This window comes from Nitrosospira sp. Nsp1, from assembly GCF_900100985.1.
GTDB lineage: Bacteria > Pseudomonadota > Gammaproteobacteria > Burkholderiales > Nitrosomonadaceae > Nitrosospira.
In genome coordinates, this window is sequence record NZ_FMUF01000002.1 from 17,166 (window position 1) to 31,938 (window position 14,773).

Annotated in this window: 13 protein-coding genes and 2 riboswitches; of the genes, 6 read left to right on the forward strand and 7 right to left on the reverse strand. The window is 53.5% G+C overall.

The genetic code is table 11. The features are described 5' to 3' along the window. Nucleotides 1-18 precede the first annotated feature (18 nt). The 5 genes from gcvPB to gcvT form a co-directional block, all read right to left on the reverse strand. Complete coding sequence (gene gcvPB / locus BLP78_RS01255) at nt 19-1,473, reverse strand: aminomethyl-transferring glycine dehydrogenase subunit GcvPB (protein ID WP_090455652.1); 1,455 nt, start codon at nt 1,471-1,473, stop codon at nt 19-21. An 87-nt stretch (nt 1,474-1,560) separates the two neighbouring features. Beyond that, nucleotides 1,561-2,055, reverse strand: coding sequence for a thiol peroxidase (gene tpx / locus BLP78_RS01260; protein ID WP_090455654.1), 495 nt, complete (start codon nt 2,053-2,055; stop codon nt 1,561-1,563). 59 nt (nt 2,056-2,114) lie between these two features. Then, on the reverse strand, nt 2,115-3,473 hold the full coding sequence (gene gcvPA, locus BLP78_RS01265) for an aminomethyl-transferring glycine dehydrogenase subunit GcvPA (RefSeq protein WP_090455656.1): 1,359 nt from the start codon (nt 3,471-3,473) through the stop codon (nt 2,115-2,117). A gap of 60 nt (nt 3,474-3,533) precedes the next feature. Next, on the reverse strand, nt 3,534-3,923 hold the full coding sequence (gene gcvH / locus BLP78_RS01270; protein WP_090455658.1) for a glycine cleavage system protein GcvH: 390 nt from the start codon (nt 3,921-3,923) through the stop codon (nt 3,534-3,536). A 43-nt stretch (nt 3,924-3,966) separates the two neighbouring features. Next, on the reverse strand, nt 3,967-5,001 hold the full coding sequence (gene gcvT / locus BLP78_RS01275) for a glycine cleavage system aminomethyltransferase GcvT (RefSeq protein WP_371128845.1): 1,035 nt from the start codon (nt 4,999-5,001) through the stop codon (nt 3,967-3,969). 90 nt (nt 5,002-5,091) lie between these two features. Then, a riboswitch (glycine riboswitch) is annotated at nt 5,092-5,200 on the reverse strand. Continuing rightward, nucleotides 5,201-5,311, reverse strand: a riboswitch (glycine riboswitch). It abuts the riboswitch before it with no gap. Nucleotides 5,312-5,526: 215 nt separating this feature from the next. On the opposite strand from gcvT, the gene BLP78_RS01280 reads away from it, so the two are divergent. The 3 genes from BLP78_RS01280 to gshB all read left to right on the forward strand — a co-directional run bounded on the left by BLP78_RS01280 (nt 5,527) and on the right by gshB (nt 9,629). Further along, nucleotides 5,527-7,137 carry an AAA family ATPase gene (locus BLP78_RS01280; RefSeq protein ID WP_090455665.1) on the forward strand — a complete coding sequence of 537 codons (1,611 nt, stop codon included), beginning with the start codon at nt 5,527-5,529 and terminating at the stop codon, nt 7,135-7,137. 130 nt (nt 7,138-7,267) lie between these two features. Further along, a complete protein-coding gene (gshA, locus tag BLP78_RS01285) occupies nt 7,268-8,563 on the forward strand; it encodes a glutamate--cysteine ligase (protein ID WP_090455668.1) in 1,296 nt (431 codons plus the stop codon). Nucleotides 8,564-8,684: 121 nt separating this feature from the next. Further along, nucleotides 8,685-9,629, forward strand: coding sequence for a glutathione synthase (gene gshB / locus BLP78_RS01290; RefSeq protein ID WP_090455672.1), 945 nt, complete (start codon nt 8,685-8,687; stop codon nt 9,627-9,629). Nucleotides 9,630-9,702: 73 nt separating this feature from the next. On the opposite strand, the gene BLP78_RS15860 is transcribed toward gshB, so the two are convergent. Both BLP78_RS15860 and BLP78_RS15865 read right to left on the reverse strand, forming a co-directional pair. Then, the gene (locus tag BLP78_RS15860) at nt 9,703-10,836 is read right to left on the reverse strand and encodes a spermidine synthase (protein WP_371128846.1); all 1,134 of its coding nucleotides are present in this window, start codon (nt 10,834-10,836) and stop codon (nt 9,703-9,705) included. Between the two features lie 361 nt (nt 10,837-11,197). Further along, nucleotides 11,198-11,710: a hypothetical protein gene (locus tag BLP78_RS15865; protein WP_256329946.1), complete on the reverse strand. Its 513-nt coding sequence runs from the start codon at nt 11,708-11,710 to the stop codon at nt 11,198-11,200. 416 nt (nt 11,711-12,126) lie between these two features. Between BLP78_RS15865 and BLP78_RS01300 the strand changes: the two genes are divergently transcribed. Genes BLP78_RS01300 through ptsP form a run of 3 tightly spaced genes read left to right on the forward strand, consistent with a single transcriptional unit; the run spans nt 12,127 to nt 14,515 of the window. Then, complete coding sequence (locus BLP78_RS01300) at nt 12,127-12,522, forward strand: PTS sugar transporter subunit IIA (protein ID WP_090455674.1); 396 nt, start codon at nt 12,127-12,129, stop codon at nt 12,520-12,522. After that, nucleotides 12,522-12,791 (forward strand): HPr family phosphocarrier protein, encoded by a 270-nt coding sequence (locus BLP78_RS01305; protein WP_025042130.1) that lies wholly within the window; start codon nt 12,522-12,524, stop codon nt 12,789-12,791. The genes BLP78_RS01300 and BLP78_RS01305 overlap by 1 nt, the downstream gene beginning before the upstream one ends. After that, entirely contained in the window at nt 12,788-14,515 is a 1,728-nt protein-coding gene (ptsP, locus tag BLP78_RS01310; RefSeq protein ID WP_090455676.1) for a phosphoenolpyruvate--protein phosphotransferase, read from the forward strand. The genes BLP78_RS01305 and ptsP overlap by 4 nt, the downstream gene beginning before the upstream one ends. Nucleotides 14,516-14,773 lie beyond the last annotated feature (258 nt).

Here is a 14,773-nt window from a genome sequence, read left to right on the forward strand (position 1 = left end):
TTCAGGTTGGGATGAACATTAAGCGCTGTGCTGTTTCCATACCAGATCCAGCTCCCGCGCGGCTTTTACGTCGTCCAGCCTGCGCACGGGGGTTGTATGAGGCGCATTTTTTACCAAATCGGGCTGAGTGTGCGCTTCTTCCAGGATTTCTTTCATGGCTGCGACAAATGCATCGAGCGTTTCCTTGGATTCGGTTTCAGCCGGTTCGATCAGCATGCATTCCGGCACCAAGAGCGGAAAGTAGATGGTAGGGGCATGGTAGCCCTTGTCCAGCAGTCGCTTGGCCACGTTCATCGCGGTTACACCGGTGTTTTCCTTCAGGTCTTTCAATGTGATGATAAACTCATGGCTGGCCCGGCGGTTCGGATAGGCAATCTCGAAACCTGCCTTGCTCAGTTCCACCATCAGGTAATTGGCATTGAGCGCAGCGAACTCCGCCACGCGATGCATTCCTTCCGCGCCGAGCAGACGCACGTAGATATAGGCCCGGAGCAGCACGCCCGCGTTGCCCATGTGAGCCGAAAGCCTGCCGATGGATTGCGGTATCTCTTTTTCCGTGAGCCAGCGATAAAGTCCATTCTCGAGCGCTACCACCGGTACGGGCATGAACGGCAATAACCGAGGGGCAACACCGACGGGGGCCGATCCCGGGCCGCCGCCGCCGTGAGGTGTCGAAAAAGTCTTGTGCAAGTTGATGTGAATGACGTCGAAACCCATATCGCCGGGCTTCACCTTGCCGAGTATGGCGTTCAGGTTTGCGCCATCGTAATATAGCAAGCCACCCACCTGGTGGACGATTTTGCTCATCTCAGCCACGTTTTTTTCGAACACGCCCAGCGTCGAAGGGTTGGTCAGCATCAACCCTGCCGTTTGCGGACCCACCGCCGCCTTCAGCGCGTCCATGTCCACGTCGCCGTCTTTGTCGGTGGGTATTTCCACCACCTTATAGCCGCACATGACCGCCGTGGCGGGGTTGGTCCCGTGCGCCGCATCGGGAACGATGATTTCAGTGCGGGCGGAATCGCCGCGCGACTCATGATAAGCGCGGATCATCGATATCCCGATCAATTCGCCCTGTGCCCCCGCCATCGGGGTAAGACATACTCCCGCCATGCCGGTTACATCTTTCAGGATTTCCTGAAGCTCGTACATGCAGGCAAGAAATCCCTGACCGGTACTTTCCGGCGCCCGCGGATGCCGCGCCAGAAATTGAGTCAGCATCGCAAGCGAGTTGCATGCTCGAGGGTTATATTTCATCGTACAGGAGCCAAGCGGATAGAACTGCGTGTCTATCGAGAAATTCTTTTGCGACAAGCGGGTGTAGTGACGTACGGCATCCATTTCAGACACTTCCGGCAGCAGCGGCGGCGCCTTACGCAACAGGTTCTCCGGGATGCCGGCTATCTCCGCGCTTATTGCCGGGGATTGGGAATAATTGCGCCGACCGGGGCGTGAGTGTTCAAATATCAACATAGTGAAATCCGATTCTTTGCAGTAAATACTTATTGAAAGTGGGGCCCGCCAATATGGGCCGCCTCATCGTGTCGTTGGTATCCGGGCCTATTGCAGAGCAGCCAGGGCTGCGTCGTAGTTGGGCTCATCCTTGATTTCAGGCACGAGCTCGGCATGAATCACCTTATCGTTCTCATCCAGCACCACGACGGCCCGGGCAGTGACTCCAGCCAGGGGACTATCGGTAATCGCCACGCCGTAATTTTTCATGAATTCGGAACCGCGCATGGTCGAAAGCGTTACCACTTTGTCCAACCCTTCGATATCGCAGAAGCGGCTCATTGCAAAAGGCAGGTCGGCAGCGATTATCAGCACCGTCGTATTGGCCATGTTACTGGCCTTTTCATTGAACTTGCGGGTCGACATGGCACAGACCGGGGTATCCAGGCTGGGAACAATGTTGAGTACTTTTTTCTTGCCGGCAAAATCAGCTAGCGTCACATCCTTCAGATCCTTGTTTACCAGCGAGAACGCTGGTGCCTTTTCACCGATTTTCGGAAAATTACCTTCAACTTTAATCGGATTGCCGGCTAACGTAACCATATTGTTGCTCCTTGTGTGAGGGCGATATCGCTTCGCGTGGTTGAGAATCAACTGACAAGTTACAAATTATCGATGGCGTGCATCAACTTCTCGGTGTAATTTTCCAGATCAGCAGATGTCTTGGTCTCCGTGGCGCATACGAGCATCGCATTGCCAAGCTCCGGGTAATATTCGTCCAGATTCAGCCCGCCCAATATCCTCTGGCTTTTTAGCGCCTGCAGTACATCCTTGGCTGGCGCGGGTAGGGAAACCACTGTTTCGTGAAATAACGGCCCACTGAAAATTCTTTTAACGCCCTTGCAGCTCTCCAGTTTTTCCAGCAATGCCAGCGTATTCGCATGCGACTGCGCCGCAATGCGCCGCAATCCTTCCGGCCCCGTCAGGGATAGGTAAATAGTGGCCGCGGTGACCATCAATCCCTGATTGGTGCATATATTCGAGGTGGCCTTGGAGCGCCGGATATGCTGTTCACGTGCCTGCAGCGTCAGTACGAAACCGGTCTTGCCATCCACGTCCGTCGTGCGCCCGATAATGCGTCCCGGCATTTGGCGCACCAACGCCTGCTTGCAGGCCATGAAGCCGAAGTAGGGCCCACCGCTCGAAAGTGGAATGCCCAATGGCTGGCCTTCACCCACCGCAACATCGGCGCCCTTCTCGCCCCATTCGCCGGGGGGCGAGAGTATGGCGAGCGCCATGGGATTGACCACGGCAATAGCCAATGCGTTTTTGCTGTGCGCCCAATCGGTGAGGGCATCGACCTCTTCGAGCACGCCGAAAAAATTGGGCTGGGGAATGACCAGCGCGGCAAATTCTTCCTTGCCGAACTCGTCCAGCGTTTCAACCAGCACTTGACCGGTTTGCTTGCAGTAAGGTAGCTCAACAACGTCGATACCCTGGTTTTTGACGATGGCCCGCACCACGCTGCGATAAACGGGATGAACGGTCATCGGTATCAGAATACGACGTGAGGATTTGTGAGAGCGGACCGCCATCAATGCCGCTTCCGCCAGCGCGGAGGCGCCGTCGTACATGCTTGCATTGGACACATCCATACCCGTCAGCGACGCCATTATCGTCTGGTATTCGTAGAGCAATTGCAGCGAGCCCTGGCTGGCTTCAGCCTGATAAGGGGTATAAGAGGAGTAGAACTCGCCGCGAGTGGTTATCTGCCATACAGCGGCCGGGATATGGTGCTCATAAGCGCCGGCACCTATGAAATTGAGATACCGCCCATCCATCTCGGCCCGTTCCAGCATCAGCCGCGATATTTCCATTTCGCTCAAGCCGGGGGGCACACGTTTCAGGCTGCCGGTTTTGAGGGCTGCCGGAATTTCATCGAACAGGTCATCAATGGCGTTTGCGCCGATGCTCGCAAGCATCGCATTTATATCTTCTTCAGTATGGGGAATGAACGGCATATTTTTTCCGCGAAATCATTAAGTAAACGGTAAACCTGGTAAATAACCTCGAGTCATTTATCAGTCGCCCTCGGCTTCGAGTAGTTTCTGATACGCTGCATAATCGAGCAGATTATTCAGGTCGCCGGCATTTTCCGGCTTCAGCTTGAAGAGCCAGGCCGAGTAAGCGTCCTGATTTATCTTCTCGGGAGCCGATTCAAGCTCGGGGTTGACAGCGGTCACTTCTCCTGCAAGGGGCGCATACACGTCAGCCGCCGCCTTTACCGACTCGACAACGGCACATTCTTCTCCCCGCTTGAGTTTGCGTCCAACGTCCGGCGTTTCCACGAAGACCATGTCGCCCAGTAACTCCTGAGCGTGCTGGGTAATGCCGATGGTTACCGTGCCATCATCTTCGAGCCTCACCCATTCATGGGATTTGGTGTACTTCAGATTGTTTTGGGTATTCATGTCTTCACTCCAGAATTAAATGACAACCGCGTTGCCGCCAATATCAAACCAGGATTTTGCCATTTCGCACGAACGGGTATTTCACCACCTTCGCTCTCAGCATCTTGTCCCGCACCACGACTTGCACTTCATCTCCGGCAGATACGCTTAAAGGCAGGCGTGCCAATGCGATGGATTGCTCAAGCGTGGGGGAAAAGCCGCCACTGGTAATTTCACCTTCATTCTGATCGGGGCGAGTTATCACTCTCTGGTGACTGCGCAATACGCCACGATCCAATAATATCAAACCGATGAGCTGCTGTTTTACCGGCTTTTCCAGAAGTGCCTGCTTACCGATAAAGTTACGGTCGCTTTTCAACTCAACCGTCCAGCCCAACCCTGATTCCAGCGGATTGGTCGTATCATCCATATCCTGGCCGTAAAGGTTCATGCCCGCTTCAAGCCGTAGCGTGTCGCGTGCACCTAATCCCGCCGGCGCCACGCCCACAGCATGGAGCGCATTCCAGAATTCTACGGCATCCACCGCCGGCAGCATGATTTCAAAGCCGTCTTCGCCAGTGTAGCCGGTACGGGCGATAAAATATTTATCAAAAAAAGTTGCCTGGAACAGCTTCAGGTTCTCCGTTTCCGCCTGAGATCCCGCGATGACTTGCCAAACCCTGGCACGGGCCTCAGGTCCTTGCACCGCAATCATGGCGAGGTCACGGCGCGGAATAATTTCAAGTCCGGGCGCGATCTCATCACGCCGCGCCAGCATCCATGCCAGATCCTTGTCGGCAGTGCCGGCATTGACGACCAGGCGGAAATGCGATTCCGTCAGAAAATAAATGATGAGATCATCTATTACTCCACCCTCGGGATTCAGCATGCAGGAATAGAGTGCTTTGCCGGACTGCGTCAGTTTGTCCACATTGTTGGCGACCAGCTGCCGCAGGAAATCACGTGCGGTCTCACCCTTGATATCAAGGGCCAGCATATGAGATACGTCGAACATGCCCGCACCACCGCGCACCCGGTGATGTTCGTCAAGCTGGGAGCCATAATGCAGGGGCATATCCCAGCCGCCAAAATCAACCATCTTGGCGTTCATGTCGCGGTGAGTTTGATTAAGGGAAGTTGCTTTCACAGATCGATACCTCAAAAAAAAGGGTGAAGTCACGTCATATGACTTCACCCCTCTGTCCTTTTTACCTGAGAGATTACGGAATATTTGTTTCTCTACTCCGTCTGCCCCTTCGGTGGCCAACTCAATGCCGGCGCTCTCCAGATTGCCTTCTCGCAAGCGGTTCTCAGGGATCAGGATCGACCTGCTCCACGCCTGGGCGATTCCGGGGGGTTGCGCCTTCGGCGGCGACGATGAAATCGGCGCACTCTTCCGCTTGGATATAAATAAACGGCAGACTCGAACTATACTCCAGCAGTCGGGATCAAGACAAGGCATATCACATGGCGGAGCTGTTCCGGTCTGTGATTCAAAATAAGCGAATCAATGTGTTTTGACTTTAAAATGGTATCTTATTCAAGCCCGGCAGCGATTAACTTCAACCTTTGTACGGACGAAGAAGCGATTTGTCCATGATAACGGGGCTTTCTGAATGTGAGGATGAAAATGTATCCTGGCCACCCTGGGCTTTCTGAGCAGCCCTTTGCCGATTCATCGGTCACCGATTTTTTTTACGAAGGAGCCAATCGGGGCGCGACTCTGGATGCGCTCTTTTATGTGCTTACCCATGGTGAGGGGGCGGAGGGTGTCATTCAGGTCATCGGCGAGGCCGGCAGCGGTAAAACCACGCTATGTCGATCATTGATAAAACGATTGCCTGCACAAATGCAAGCTGTCTATCTCGCCAAGCCGGATTTTTCGCGAGAGGAACTTCTCCATTCAATCAGAAATGAATTGAATGCCGGAGTCGCTGAAAACACCACTGCCGCTGTGCAGACCCCTGTTGCGATAGAAGAATTACAACGTGCGTTGACCGAAAAACATGCCACCGGTGGGCAGGTCGTGTTACTCGTGGATGAGGCGCATACCCTGCCTGCGGACGCGCTTGAAGAGGTACTGGCGCTGCACGACCTGGAATCGCCTCACCACAAATTGCTTCAAGTCGTCCTGTTTGGTCAGGTTGAACTTGAAAACAGGTTGGCTTTGCCATCGATGCGCAAGCTTAAGAACCGAGTCACTGGTCACTTTGCCTTGCAGCCTTTCAATACCAAAGCCGTGGAAGAATATTTGGCGCAGCGCGTGCGGGTGGGGGGCTATCACGGCCCCGACGTCTTCTCGGCTAAGGCGTCAAAATTGATTTCGAGGGCTTCCGGCGGGCTCGTTCGCCAGTTGGACATTCTGGCGGATAAGTCCCTGCTGGCAGCATCCATCGCCGGAACTCGTGAAGTCGAAGCGCATCATGTTGAAGCAGCCATCGAGGATCTGGGAATCAAGCGCGGCTCCAGTGGGGGAAGCCAGCGAAATTGGCGGGTTTTTCTGGGCCACTGCACAGTCGATGCGATCGCCATATTTTCCACGGTCGCTGTCGTAATGCTGGGCGTGCTGGGCTGGCAGGATATTCGCTCCCCTTCATCGGAGATTACCTCGTTGGTTGCTTCGATGCCGGTTGAACCAAAAACGCCGGTACCTGTTTCAATTCCCACACCCGGTCCCGTATATTCCACCAATTCCACAGTGACCACAGCAGTTCCCCCCAGTATTTCCCCCTCAGTTTCAGCGACTGCAACAGCGCCTTCCGGCATTTCCCCTTCAGTTTCGGTAGTTGCCTCTAACCCTGCACCTTCCGAGGCTACAACAGGGATAGCATCTTCCGCAGAGAGTAAACCCGCTGCTGAGATCGGGCAGCGCAGCACGGCCAGAACGCATATTGCCGGTGTTGAGCTGGCGGGAAATGCATTGCTGGAGCAGCGAATTGAAGCGACAACCAACACCATGCGCAAGACGGATAAGAATTTCTATACGATCCAGTTATTCGCCACCGACAATATACAACCCGACCGTATGGAACGATTTCTGATACGTGCCCGGAGTCAGGTTGATTTATCCGATCTCTATGTGCATCCGGTAAGTAACGGGAATCAGGCCAAATTTATCGTCACATATGGCATTTATCCCAGCCGTGACGAAGCCGATGCGGCAGTGGCAGGACTTCCAGAGAAATATCAAAGCTCGTTTCAGCCGGCCTTGTATGCCTTGAGCGAGCTCCACTGATCCTCGTGTTCGTATGGAAATTCCCAATGGCCCGTTTTCAATATCCGCGGCGCGGCTGTTTCCGATAGCGACGGGCACGGTAATACCTGATGCTACAATGGTAATTGTCCGCTAAACATCAATCTTACTCATGCCCGCCCCCTATCTTGCCACTGCCTTGACCGGCCCGATCCTTGATCTGGAGACAGGCATCATCAATGCCATGCCTGCCATCGAGCACTGGTTGAGCAATGCGTGGCAGAAGCATACAGTGCCGTTTTATTGCTCCGTGGATTTACGCAACAGCGGGTTCAAGCTGGCACCGGTGGATACCAACTTATTCCCCGGCGGTTTCAACAATCTCAACCCCGAATTTTTGCCGTTGTGCGTACAGGCAATGATGGCGGCGGTTGAGAAAATATGTACCGGTGCGCGCAGCGTGCTGCTGATCCCGGAAAACCACACGCGCAATATTTTTTACCTGCAAAACCTGGCAGTTTTACAAGCCATCCTGCGCCATGCCGGCATCGATATTCGCATTGGTACCTTGTTACCGGAGATTACCGCGGCTACCGTGATCAACTTGCCCGATGGCGGCAAGCTTACGCTGGAACCGGTCCAGCGCAGAGGGGATCGCTTATCGATAGAAGGCTTTGACCCGTGTGCCGTGCTTCTCAACAACGATCTCTCGACAGGCATACCGGCAATTCTGCAAAATCTCGAGCAAACCGTCGTTCCGCCCCTTCGCGCGGGATGGGCGACCCGACGCAAGTCTCAGCATTTCACAGCTTACGACTACGTGGCGCGAGAATTCGCCGACCTGATCGGCATCGACCCGTGGCTCATCAATCCTTATTTTGCCGCCTGCGGCAAGATCAATTTTCGTGAAAAGAAAGGCGAAGACTGCGTCGCAAACACCGTAGACGAGATCCTGAGCGACATTCGGGAAAAATATGCGCAATATGGCGTCAAGGAAGATCCGTTCGTCATTGTCAAGGCCGATGCCGGCACTTATGGGATGGGCATCATGACTGTGAAGGATGGCGCCGAGGTCCGCGCACTTAACCGCAAGCAGCGCAACAAGATGGCGGTCGTGAAAGAGGGCCTGCAGGTGACGGAAGTCATGGTACAGGAAGGCGTATACACGTTCGAGAGCATTAATGAAGCGGTAGCCGAACCTGTAATATATATGATCGACCGTTACGTGGTGGGCGGATTCTACCGGGTCCACACCAGCCGTGGAATCGACGAGAACCTCAACGCTCCAGGTATGCAGTTCGTGCCGCTAGCCTTTGAGGATACCTGTCTCATGCCGGATCGTGAAGCCCGGCCAGGCTGCAGCCCCAACCGATTTTATGCTTATGGGGTGATAGCGCGCCTGGCGTTGCTCGCGGCAGCGCAAGAGCTGGAAAAAAGCGAAGCGCGAACCGAGGTCTTTGTCGCTTAGTGCGGCGCCATAACTCCTTCTTCAACTATTTCATCAGAACACTGAGCATGCAGGCGCATCTTGGAAAAACCGATTCGCCTTTGCATGCTGCCAGCTAGCGTAACCGACGGGTTCATAATTCATGAAAATCGCCTTCATTCTCGATCACCTCGATTCAATAAAAACATATAAAGACTCGAGCTTTGCAATGATGCGCGAAGCCGTTCTCCGCGGCCATGACCTGTTTGCCCTGCAGCAGGGCGATCTGGTCTGGAAAGGCGGCGAGACAATAGGACTGGCGCGAGCCCTGGAATTAACGAACGAGACTGATAAAGGACGTCCATGGTATCGGACGGACGAACCGGAAGAAACGCTGCTGCAGGAATTTGACGCCGTGCTGATGCGCAAGGATCCGCCGTTTGACATGGAGTATGTTTATAGTACCTATCTGCTGGAGTTGGCTGAAGACCACGGCGCTCATGTCATCAATAGCGCAAGAGCAGTGCGGGACCATAATGAGAAGCTCGCGATAGCGAAGTTTCCCGAATACACCGTGCCTACGCTGGTGACAAGGCAGGAACACCTGATTCGCGATTTTCTTGCTGAACACCGCGATATCATCCTCAAGCCACTGGACGGCATGGGCGGTGCGGGTGTGTTTCGCATTCACAGCGCCGATCATAATATAGGCGTGATAATAGAAACCTTGACGCACTACGGTACACGCACGATCATGGCTCAGCGTTACATCCCCGAAATCACCCAGGGAGACAAGCGTATTCTGCTGATAGCGGGAGAGCCGGTGCCCTACACACTCGCACGCATTCCCAAGCCGGGCGAGACCCGCGGCAATCTTACCGCAGGCGCCAGGGGCGTGGCGCAACCGCTTACGAGACGCGACCGGGAAATTGCCGAAGCATTAGGTCCCGCACTATATGATAAGGGCTTGATGCTTGTCGGACTGGACGTAATCGGTGACTATCTTACCGAAATTAACGTCACCAGTCCGACAGGGATGGCGGAAATCGCGGACCAGACCGGCTTCAACGTGGCAGGGATGATGTTGGATGCGATTGAAAAAGCATAGTCGTAAAAAAGGAATCCGGCCTGCAATCCACCGCTACACTTGGCCTCCTTAGCCTGCTAAGGAGAATATTGTTCTATTTGAGCACGTCGAACAGGTTGTTGAAATCGTCAGTCCAGGTAGCAAGGCCGAAGATCGGTTTAATCGGACTCGTAGCTTCGCGAATAGGCTGCGGTTGCAAGGCTCGTTTATCCTTGGCAATCAATACCCAATCGGTTTCTGGTAGCGATGAATTCTTGGCTTCGTCATGAATCAGTACCGAATATAACCCGTGATCCGCAGCGAGTTTTTGCACCACGGGGGCAAGCGATAGGAAAGTATTGGTAACGTGAAAGGCAATGATACCGTCCGGATTCATATGGCGTAGATAGATTGCCACCGCCTCGCCCGTAATGAGGTGTATAGGAACGGAATCGCCTGAAAAGGCATCTACCGCAAGCACATCGAATCCTTGGGGTTTCTCTTTTTCCAATGATAAGCGCGCATCACCTTGCACAATTTCGATGCGAGCCTTACTGTCGCTGATAAAGGTGAATTCGCTTCGGGCTAGCTCGATCACCTGGGGATTGATCTCATAAAAGCGATAAACATCCCCAGGCTGGCCGTACGCTGCAAGCGTACCTGCACCGAGACCAATCACGCCTACTTTTTTTCCCGGCGATCTGGTGTATGCGATGGCGAGCCCGATTCCTGCAGTGCGTCCGTAGTAGGTTGTGGGTTCTAACCTGCGATTCGGGGTCAGATACTGTCCACCATGTTTTACGGCACCATGACGGAGCTCACGGATATTATCCACCGGATTTTCGCTGATTTTATCGAAGGTCAGCAGGGTTCCATAAAAACTGCGTTCCATCTTACGAGTATCCTTGAAATCATCGGATACCTGAGCAAAGAGAAAATATCCGCATAGCAATGCAAGACAGGCAGCACCGGCAGTCAATAGCTTGCGCTCGTGGAGGAGAAAAAGCGCCGATAAGGCAATAATGATGAATCCGATGCCTAATTCATAATACGCGGGAAGGATACGTGGGGCGACGAGCCCGACCGTGATTCCGCCTAGTGCGCCTCCAAAGGAAATCATAAGGTAAAACCGCGTCAGGTATTGGGGTGCGGGCCGCATCCGGGCCAATTCTCCATGGCAAAACATACAAAAAAAGAATAGCCCTACTGAATATAAAGGAATGGCCACTTTCACGTCGTAACCAATCATGCTACCCAAACCATAAGCACAGGTTGCAAGAAATACTGCGGTGGGGATCAAGAAATGGGAGCGAACATACCACCGGTCACTTTCAAAGCAGAGAACAAAGGTGAGCAAATAGATAGTGAGCGGCAGGAGCCACAGGAAGGGGATGGCGGCGATGTTCTGGGCGATATGGTTGGTAATCGCAATCAGAAGCCATGAGCCTGTCGCGGACAGACCGAGCCACGACAGATAGTCGCGCAGGCGTGGTTTCCATCCGCTTTCATGTTTATGGCTCAGAGCAGAAGCTTCTGCCGTCAGGACCTGGGCGTGGCGAAAAAAATAGAAAGCGGAAGCAGTACAAAGGAGTGCAAATAGCGCATACACATCAGACCACGCATAGGCCTGTAAATGAAGGGAAGTTCGCGGCTCGATGAGGAATGGGTAGCTTACCAGGGCCAGCAATGAGGCAAGGTTCGATAATGCGAAGAATCGATAGACGTGAGTACCGATGAGCGTACGAGTCACCCAAGCCTGAATAAGTGGCCCGGTAGTCGATATCAACCAGTATCAAAAGCGCGGGGTCTTCCGAACCGGTGGGCTTCCATGACGGATCGGGTATGATGGGCAAGAAGACCAGGCTTACAGCAAGCAAAGCAATGTGGAGTGTTACCTGATAGAGAGGCTTGAGATGCCGCGTTATCCAGTCGGAGTACGCATACCCCGCTAGCAGTACTACCTGAAAAAATACCATGCAGGTCGCCCAGACAGCAGCCGAACCGCCAAACCATGGCAGAATATGCTTGGAAATGAGCGGTTGAATCAGGAACAACAGGAACGCGCTGGAAAAGATGGTGACGGCAAAAAGCGCCATCGTTATCGATTTTTGTGCTGAATTCATGCGCCATTCCTCGCGGAAATCGGAGACCACTCATAAAACCTTACAGTTGCGACCTTGGTCCTCAGCCTCATACAGCTTATACAGCCCGGTTTCTGCCCTCCGTTCCCGCAGGAGATATCGTCATACAGAGATATTGGTCATACAAATCAATGTACGTCGTTTTACTTTAGTCGATTTATTACAAGTTTGTTGAATAATCCTGGTCAAGCGGAAGTGGGCTTAAAAAGGGCGACCAATCTGATGCCAAGCCGTCGTTTCCCCGCTCATTTCCGATGCATCGAGGCTATCGAGGCCGGGGGACGAATCTGCCGATAATTCTCAGATGGGCAGGCTCTACATCCGGTCAGCCGCGTGATGCCGACAATGCTAGAATGGCAAGTCACCCCTCTTAGCATTTGTCAACAGCAGGGCAGAACATGATCGGAATTTTAATTATCTCGCACGGCAATTTGGGTGACAGCCTTATCCATTGCGTTGACCACGTCATGGGTCAAAAATCCGAGCGGTTGACATACCTGAGCATTACCGTTCGGGATGACCCCGACGTCGTCGTGCCCAAAGCGCTGGAATTGGTGAAACAACTTGATCGCGGCGATGGCGTGCTGGTGTTGAGCGATATCTGTGGCGCAACGCCATGCAATATCGCCAGCCGGCTCGTTAGGCTCGGCAGTGTGGAATGCCTTGCTGGGGTCAATCTGCCGATGCTGATACGAGCGCTTACCTATCGCAACGAACCGCTCTCAACCGTAGCGGAGAAAGCGCTATCCGGCGGCAGAGAAGGCGTCATGCGTATTGATGCGGGACCAACATAATGCAATACCAGGAGGTCAAAATCCTGAACAAATTGGGTCTTCATGCGCGTGCTTCCGCGAAGCTCACTCAGTTGGCCTCTCGATATCGCAGCGAGGTCTGGCTATCGCGGGACAGCCGTAAAGTTAATGCGAAAAGCATTATGGGCGTGATGATGCTCGCTGCCAATCAGGGTGTCATTCTAGGCATTGAAACCACCGGTACGGACGAGGCCGAGGCCATGCAGGCGCTGGTGAATTTGATCGAGGATGGTTTCGGGGAAAGCGAATGAGCTTTGTGCTGCACGGAGTGGGCGTTTCCAGCGGCATTGCCATAGGACATGCATATCTCGCTTCGCACGCCGCACTGGAGGTGGCGCATCACATCGTGCCGGAGGATCAAGTCAGCAATGAAATATCTCGGCTCGACATCGCATTCAATGGTGTCCGTGAGGAGCTTGAAGCACTGAATGCTTCCGTGGTCAGCGGCCCCGCCACGCCGGAATACGGCGCGTTTCTTGAATTGCACCGGATGATTCTGGACGATCCCACTCTCTCCACCGCTGCTAAAACTTATATTGCCCAGAACCAGTGCAATGCCGAGTGGGCCATTACCCAGCAGATGGGCGTATTAATGGCGCAGTTTGAAGAAATTGAAGATCCTTATCTGCGCGAACGCAAGACCGATGTGATCCAGGTAGTCGAACGCGTGCTGAAAATCTTGCTGGGGCATCCGGGTTACGTTCCGATCCCATTGAAGCATGATGGCGACAGCATTCTGGTTGCCCATGATCTCAGCCCCGCTGATGTGATTCAGTACAAGCAGCACCGTTTTACCGCGTTCCTGACCGATCTGGGGGGCTTGACTTCGCACACGGCCATTGTGGCACGCAGCCTCAACATCCCTTCTATCGTTGCGCTTCATCACGCACGCGGGTTGATCCGCGACAATGATGTTCTGATCGTGGACGGCACTCTGGGTGTGGTAATAGTGGGCCCTGACGAGCATGTGCTGACGGAATACCGGCTTCGCCAGAACGAACTGGAGCTGGAAAAGCAGAAACTGAAGCGCATCAAGGCGACCCCCGCCACGACCCTCGATGGTACCGCCGTGGAATTGCAAGCCAATATAGAACTACCTCAGGATGTCGAGCAGGTAAAGGAAAACGGAGCCACCGGCGTTGGCCTGTTTCGTAGCGAATTCCTGTTTCTCAATCGCGATAGTTTGCCCGGCGAGGACGAACAGTTCGAAGCTTATCGTACCGTGGCGCGAAAAATGCGGGGAATGCCGGTAACGATACGCACATTTGACCTGGGCGCCGACAAGAATCTCGACAATGCAAAACGCGTAGCTGCCAATCCGGCATTGGGATTGCGCGCTATTCGCCTATGTCTTGCTGAACCTCAAATGTTCAATACGCAGTTGCGTGCGATTCTGCGCGCTTCCCGTTATGGCCAGATTCGTATTCTGGTGCCGATGCTCTCCAGCGTTTCTGAAATTGTCCAGACATTGCAATTGCTGGAAAACGCCAAGCAAAGCTTGCGCCAGGAAAAAATTCCGTTCGATGAGAAAATTCAGATAGGCGGTATGATAGAGATTCCCGCCGCAGCGCTATGCCTCGATGTTTTCATGCGCAAGCTGGATTTCCTGTCCATCGGAACCAACGATTTGATTCAGTACACGCTGGCCATAGACCGTGCCGATGATTCTGTGGCGCACCTCTACGACTCGCTGCACCCTGCGGTGCTACGGTTGGTGGCTCACATCATACGCACCGCCAACCGAACCGGAGTACCGGTGGCGATCTGTGGCGAGATCGCGGGAGACATCTTATTTACCCGGCTTCTGCTTGGTTTTGGGCTGCGGACGTTTTCCATGCACCCGGCACAACTGCTGACCGTGAAAAGAGAGGTATTGAGAAGTAATCTGCCTGATATCATACCGCTTGCGCAAAAAATACTTAAAGCCGATGACCCGGAGCGAATTCAAGGGTTGTTGACAAAGCTGAATGGCTGATTTATACCTGCAAGAGATTCATACCGATCCAGATAAACCGCTTACCGGCTACGCATGAAAATAAACTGGCGCGAGAGGTGGAGATTATATGTACGGAAACATTTTTGCTGAATGGAAAGCATACTTACAGCGACGCGTAATTGGCGGCAGGTTAAGTGTGCCTGCCGGCTACCGATAGTGTTAATACATGTGCTCTGTTAACCTTCCAGGTCATGCTGAATTTTTAGCCGTACGATGCAGGAAACCGATGTCGGTATC

What these genes read in the sequence shown, in the direction of transcription:
- gcvPB (WP_090455652.1), bottom strand. Translation starts at nt 1,473, where the DNA reads ATGTTGATATTTGAACACTCACGCCCCGGTCGGCGCAATTATTCCCAA.
- tpx (WP_090455654.1), bottom strand. Translation starts at nt 2,055, where the DNA reads ATGGTTACGTTAGCCGGCAATCCGATTAAAGTTGAAGGTAATTTTCCG.
- gcvPA (WP_090455656.1), bottom strand. Translation starts at nt 3,473, where the DNA reads ATGCCGTTCATTCCCCATACTGAAGAAGATATAAATGCGATGCTTGCG.
- gcvH (WP_090455658.1), bottom strand. Translation starts at nt 3,923, where the DNA reads ATGAATACCCAAAACAATCTGAAGTACACCAAATCCCATGAATGGGTG.
- gcvT (WP_371128845.1), bottom strand. Translation starts at nt 5,001, where the DNA reads ATGGTTGATTTTGGCGGCTGGGATATGCCCCTGCATTATGGCTCCCAG.
- BLP78_RS01280 (WP_090455665.1), top strand. Translation starts at nt 5,527, where the DNA reads ATGAAAATGTATCCTGGCCACCCTGGGCTTTCTGAGCAGCCCTTTGCC.
- gshA (WP_090455668.1), top strand. Translation starts at nt 7,268, where the DNA reads ATGCCCGCCCCCTATCTTGCCACTGCCTTGACCGGCCCGATCCTTGAT.
- gshB (WP_090455672.1), top strand. Translation starts at nt 8,685, where the DNA reads ATGAAAATCGCCTTCATTCTCGATCACCTCGATTCAATAAAAACATAT.
- BLP78_RS15860 (WP_371128846.1), bottom strand. Translation starts at nt 10,836, where the DNA reads ATGATTGGTTACGACGTGAAAGTGGCCATTCCTTTATATTCAGTAGGG.
- BLP78_RS15865 (WP_256329946.1), bottom strand. Translation starts at nt 11,710, where the DNA reads ATGAATTCAGCACAAAAATCGATAACGATGGCGCTTTTTGCCGTCACC.
- BLP78_RS01300 (WP_090455674.1), top strand. Translation starts at nt 12,127, where the DNA reads ATGATCGGAATTTTAATTATCTCGCACGGCAATTTGGGTGACAGCCTT.
- BLP78_RS01305 (WP_025042130.1), top strand. Translation starts at nt 12,522, where the DNA reads ATGCAATACCAGGAGGTCAAAATCCTGAACAAATTGGGTCTTCATGCG.
- ptsP (WP_090455676.1), top strand. Translation starts at nt 12,788, where the DNA reads ATGAGCTTTGTGCTGCACGGAGTGGGCGTTTCCAGCGGCATTGCCATA.